The organism is Ruegeria sp. AG1, assembly GCF_056541705.1.
The window spans coordinates 1-4,473 of record NZ_JBQFYU010000029.1 but is presented as its reverse complement, the minus strand read 5'-3'; the positions used below and the strand labels follow the sequence as shown (position 1 = coordinate 4,473).

Annotated in this window: 3 protein-coding genes; all 3 read left to right on the top strand. The window is 62.5% G+C overall.

All coding sequences use genetic code 11. The annotated features are described in order from the left end of the window. Positions 1 to 2 precede the first annotated feature (2 nt). A complete protein-coding gene (gene gcvT / locus ACR0B5_RS22805) occupies positions 3 to 1,088 on the top strand; it encodes a glycine cleavage system aminomethyltransferase GcvT (RefSeq protein WP_480543673.1) in 1,086 nt (361 codons plus the stop codon). A gap of 18 nt (positions 1,089 to 1,106) precedes the next feature. Further along, positions 1,107 to 1,472, top strand: coding sequence for a glycine cleavage system protein GcvH (gcvH, locus tag ACR0B5_RS22800; RefSeq protein WP_170381008.1), 366 nt, complete (start codon positions 1,107 to 1,109; stop codon positions 1,470 to 1,472). Positions 1,473 to 1,587: 115 nt separating this feature from the next. Then, positions 1,588 to 4,443: an aminomethyl-transferring glycine dehydrogenase gene (gcvP, locus tag ACR0B5_RS22795; protein ID WP_480543671.1), complete on the top strand. Its 2,856-nt coding sequence runs from the start codon at positions 1,588 to 1,590 to the stop codon at positions 4,441 to 4,443. Positions 4,444 to 4,473: the final 30 nt, after the last annotated feature.

Below are 4,473 nucleotides of genomic sequence, written 5' to 3'. Positions count from 1 at the left end.
CACTGAATCGCACTCCACTTTACTCTCTTCACGTTGAGTTGGGTGGAAAGATGGTTGATTTTGCGGGCTGGGAGATGCCTGTTCAATATCCGTTGGGGATTATGGGGGAGCATAAGCAGTGTCGTGAGAAGGCGGCGGTGTTTGATGTGAGCCATATGGGTCAGGTGATCCTGCGCGGTGAGAATGTGGGCGAGAAGCTTGAGGCGCTTTGCCCGCAGGCCTATGCAACGTTGAAGGAAGGCAAGGCGCGGTACGGGTTCTTTACGAATGAAGACGGCGGGATCATGGATGACCTGATTGTGTCGAACGCGGGGGATCACTACTTTGTGGTGGTGAACGCGGCGCTGCGCCATCAGGACATTCCGCATATGCGCGAGCACCTCGAAGGCGTCGAAGTGACCGAGATATTCGACCGCGCGCTGGTCGCCGTGCAAGGCCCCGCAGCGGAGAACGTTGTGGGTGAGCTTTGCCCGCCCGCCCGCGATCTGAAGTTCATGGAAACCACCGTGGCCGATATCAACGGCGTCGAATGCCGTATCTCGCGCCTGGGCTATACCGGTGAGGACGGGTACGAGATCTCGATCCCCGAGGACAAGGCGATTGAGATCACCCGCGCCTTCCTGGCGCATGAGGATTGTGAAGCGGCCGGTCTGGGCGCGCGCGACAGCCTGCGGCTGGAGGCCGGGCTGTGCCTCTATGGCAATGACATTGACCAGAGCACCTCGCCGATCGAAGCCTCGCTGAGCTGGGCGATCCAGAAGCGCCGCAAAGAAGAGGGCGGGTTCCCGGGGGCCGAGCGCATCCAGCGCGAACTGGCCGAGGGCGCATCCCGCAAGCTGGTAGGCATCAAGCCCGAGGGCCGCGCGCCTGCGCGTCAGGGCGTTGAGATCCAGTGCACGGAAGGCAACACCATTGGCCAGATCACCTCGGGCGGGTTTGGCCCGACGGTCGGTGGCCCCGTTGCGATGGGCTATGTGTCCGCAGGCCATGGTGAGCCGGGCGAGACCGTCAATCTGATCATTCGGGGCAAGCCACAACCGGCCGAGATCGTGGCGCTGCCCTTCGTCACCCAGAATTACAAGCGTTGAAGTCAGGAGAGAGACAAGATGGCAACCTATTATTCCGAAGAGCACGAGTGGATCGACGTGAATGGCGACACAGCCACTCTGGGCATCACCAAACATGCCGCCGAGCAGCTGGGCGATGTGGTCTTCGTGGAGCAGCAGGAAGTGGGTGACGAGTTCGAGAAAGACGGCGAGATCGGCGTGATCGAATCCGTCAAGGCGGCGTCCGAGCTCTATGCCCCGGTTGATGGCGAGATCGTCGAGGTCAACGAGGCGCTGGCCGACAATCCTGGCGCGCTGAACGAAGACCCCGAAGGTGAGGCATGGATTTACAAGATCAAGATCACCGACGCGTCGCAGCTGGAAGATCTGATGGATGAGGCCGGTTACAAGGACTTCATCGGCTGATCCAGACCGGAGCCCTGCACAGGGCTCCGCCCGTTCGGGCCGGACCGGCTCGTGATGATGTATCGGGGGCCTGCGTGGTCTCCGCCCGACCTGACTTATTCATAGGAGCGCTGCAATGGCTTTCAAACTGACTGACTACGAAGCCTATGACTTTGCCAATCGCCGCCATATCGGTCCCAGCCCGACCGAGATGCGCGACATGCTCAAGGTGATCGGCTTCAAGACGCTGGACCAACTGATCGACGCCACCGTTCCGCTGGCGATCCGCCAGAAAGAGCCGCTGGACTGGGGCCCGGCGATGACCGAGCGCGATGCGCTGTTCTACATGAAAGAGGTGGCGAGCAAGAACAAGGTTCTGACCTCGCTGATCGGTCAGGGCTATTACGGCACCACCACGCCTGCGCCGATCCTGCGCAACATTCTGGAAAACCCGGCCTGGTACACCGCCTACACACCTTATCAGCCCGAGATCAGCCAGGGCCGTCTTGAGGCGCTTCTGAACTTCCAGACCATGGTCAGCGACCTGACCGGGCTGGACGTGGCGAACGCGTCCTTGCTGGACGAAGCCACAGCTGCGGCCGAAGCCATGGCGATGGCCAAGCGCGGCGGGCGTTCGAAAGCCAACAACGCGGCCTTCTTTGTTGACAAGAACTGCCACCCGCAAACCATCGCAGTCATTAAAACCCGTGCTGAACCCTTGGGCATCGACGTGCAGGTGGCTGATCCGGACACGCTGGACGCAGGTGCCGTCTTTGGCGCGATCTTCCAATACCCCGGCACCCACGGCCATGTGCGCGACTTCACCAAGGAAATCGCAGCGCTGCACGAACACAAAGCCATCGCCATCGTTGCTGCCGACATCCTGTCGCTGGCGCTGCTGAAGTCACCGGGTGAGATGGGCGCCGACATTGCCATCGGCTCGACCCAGCGCTTTGGCGTTCCGATGGGCTATGGCGGCCCGCACGCCGCCTATATGGCGACCACCGACAAGCTGAAGCGGTCCATGCCGGGCCGGATCATCGGGGTGTCGATCGACAGCCGCGGTAACAAAGCGTATCGCCTCGCTCTGCAAACCCGCGAGCAACATATTCGCCGCGAGAAAGCGAACTCGAATGTCTGTACTGCGCAGGCGCTGCTGGCGGTGATTGCCTCGATGTATGCGGTCTATCACGGCCCCGACGGCATCAAGGCCATCGCGCAATCGGTACACCGCAAGACCTCGCGCCTGGCCGCCGGTCTGGAAGAGGCGGGCTTCTCGGTCGAACCCGAGGTGTTCTTCGACACCATCACCGTTGAGGTCGGCCACCTGCAGAAGACCGTCATGGAGGCCGCCGTCGCCCGGGGCGTCAACCTGCGCAAGGTCGGCGAGACGAAAGTGGGCATCAGCCTGGACGAACAGACCCGCCCCGAGACCATCGAGGCTGTCTGGGGGGCCTTTGGCATCGACAAGACAGACGACAGTTCGAACAAGCAGTACCGCCTGCCGGACTACGCGCTGCGCGAGACGCCGTATCTGACCCACGAGATCTTCCACAAGAACCGGGCCGAGGCCGAGATGACCCGCTATATGCGCCGTCTGGCCGACCGCGACCTGGCGCTGGACCGGGCGATGATCCCGCTGGGCTCGTGCACCATGAAGCTGAACGCCACGATCGAGATGATCCCGGTCACCTGGCCCGAGTTCGGCAATCTGCACCCGTTCTGCCCCGAAGATCAGGCGCAGGGCTATCACGAGATGATTGCCGATCTGAACGACAAGCTGTGCCAGATCACCGGCTATGACGCGATCTCGCAGCAGCCCAACTCGGGTGCGCAGGGCGAATATGCAGGCCTGCTGACCATCCGCAACTATCACTTCGCCCGCGGCGAAGGGCACCGCAATGTCTGCCTGATCCCAACCTCGGCGCACGGGACCAACCCGGCCTCGGCGCAGATGGTGGGCTGGCAGGTTGTCCCGGTGCAGGCGGATGAGAATGGCAACATTGATCTGAACGACTTCCGCGCCAAGGCCGAGAAGCACTCGGATCATCTGGCCGGTTGCATGATCACCTACCCCTCGACCCATGGCGTGTTCGAGACCACCGTGCAGGAGGTCTGCCAGATCACCCATGATCACGGCGGTCAGGTCTATATCGACGGCGCCAACATGAACGCCATGGTGGGTCTGTCGCGTCCCGGTGACATTGGCGGCGACGTCAGCCACCTGAACCTGCACAAGACCTTCTGCATCCCGCATGGCGGTGGCGGTCCCGGCATGGGTCCGATCGGCGTCAAGGCGCATCTGGAGGAACACCTGCCCGGTCATCCGGAATACGGCACCGCCGTGGGTCCGGTCTCGGCGGCGCCCTTCGGCTCGCCCTCGATCCTGCCGGTCAGCTGGGCCTATGTGCTGCTGATGGGTGGCGCGGGTCTGACGCAGGCGACCAAAGTGGCGATCCTGAACGCCAACTACATCGCGGCGCGTCTGCAGGATGCCTATCCGATCCTCTACACCTCCGAGACCGGTCGTGTGGCGCATGAATGCATCCTCGACACCCGTCCGCTGGACGAGGCGGCGCATGTCACCGTGGATGACGTCGCCAAACGTCTGGTCGACAGCGGCTTCCACGCCCCGACCATGTCCTGGCCGGTGGCGGGCACGCTGATGGTGGAGCCCACCGAGTCCGAACCCAAGGACGAGCTGGACCGTTTCTGCGACGCCATGCTCTCGATCCGGGCCGAGGCGCAGGACATCATCGATGGCAAGATCGACGCGGAGAACAACCCGCTGAAAAACGCCCCCCACACGGTGCGCGATCTGGTCGGCGACTGGGACCGCCCCTACACCCGCGAACAGGCCTGCTTCCCGCCGGGCTCCATGGGCGTCGACAAATACTGGTCCCCCGTCAACCGCGTCGACAACGCATACGGAGACCGAAACCTTGTCTGCACATGCCCACCAATGGAAGCTTACGAAGAAGCCGCAGAATAAAACAACAAACCCCCGCCGAAAGGCGGGGTT

Bases quoted from the DNA above. Each gene is read 5' to 3' on its own strand.
- gcvH (WP_170381008.1), top strand. From the start codon at position 1,107: ATGGCAACCTATTATTCCGAAGAGCACGAGTGGATCGACGTGAATGGC.
- gcvP (WP_480543671.1), top strand. From the start codon at position 1,588: ATGGCTTTCAAACTGACTGACTACGAAGCCTATGACTTTGCCAATCGC.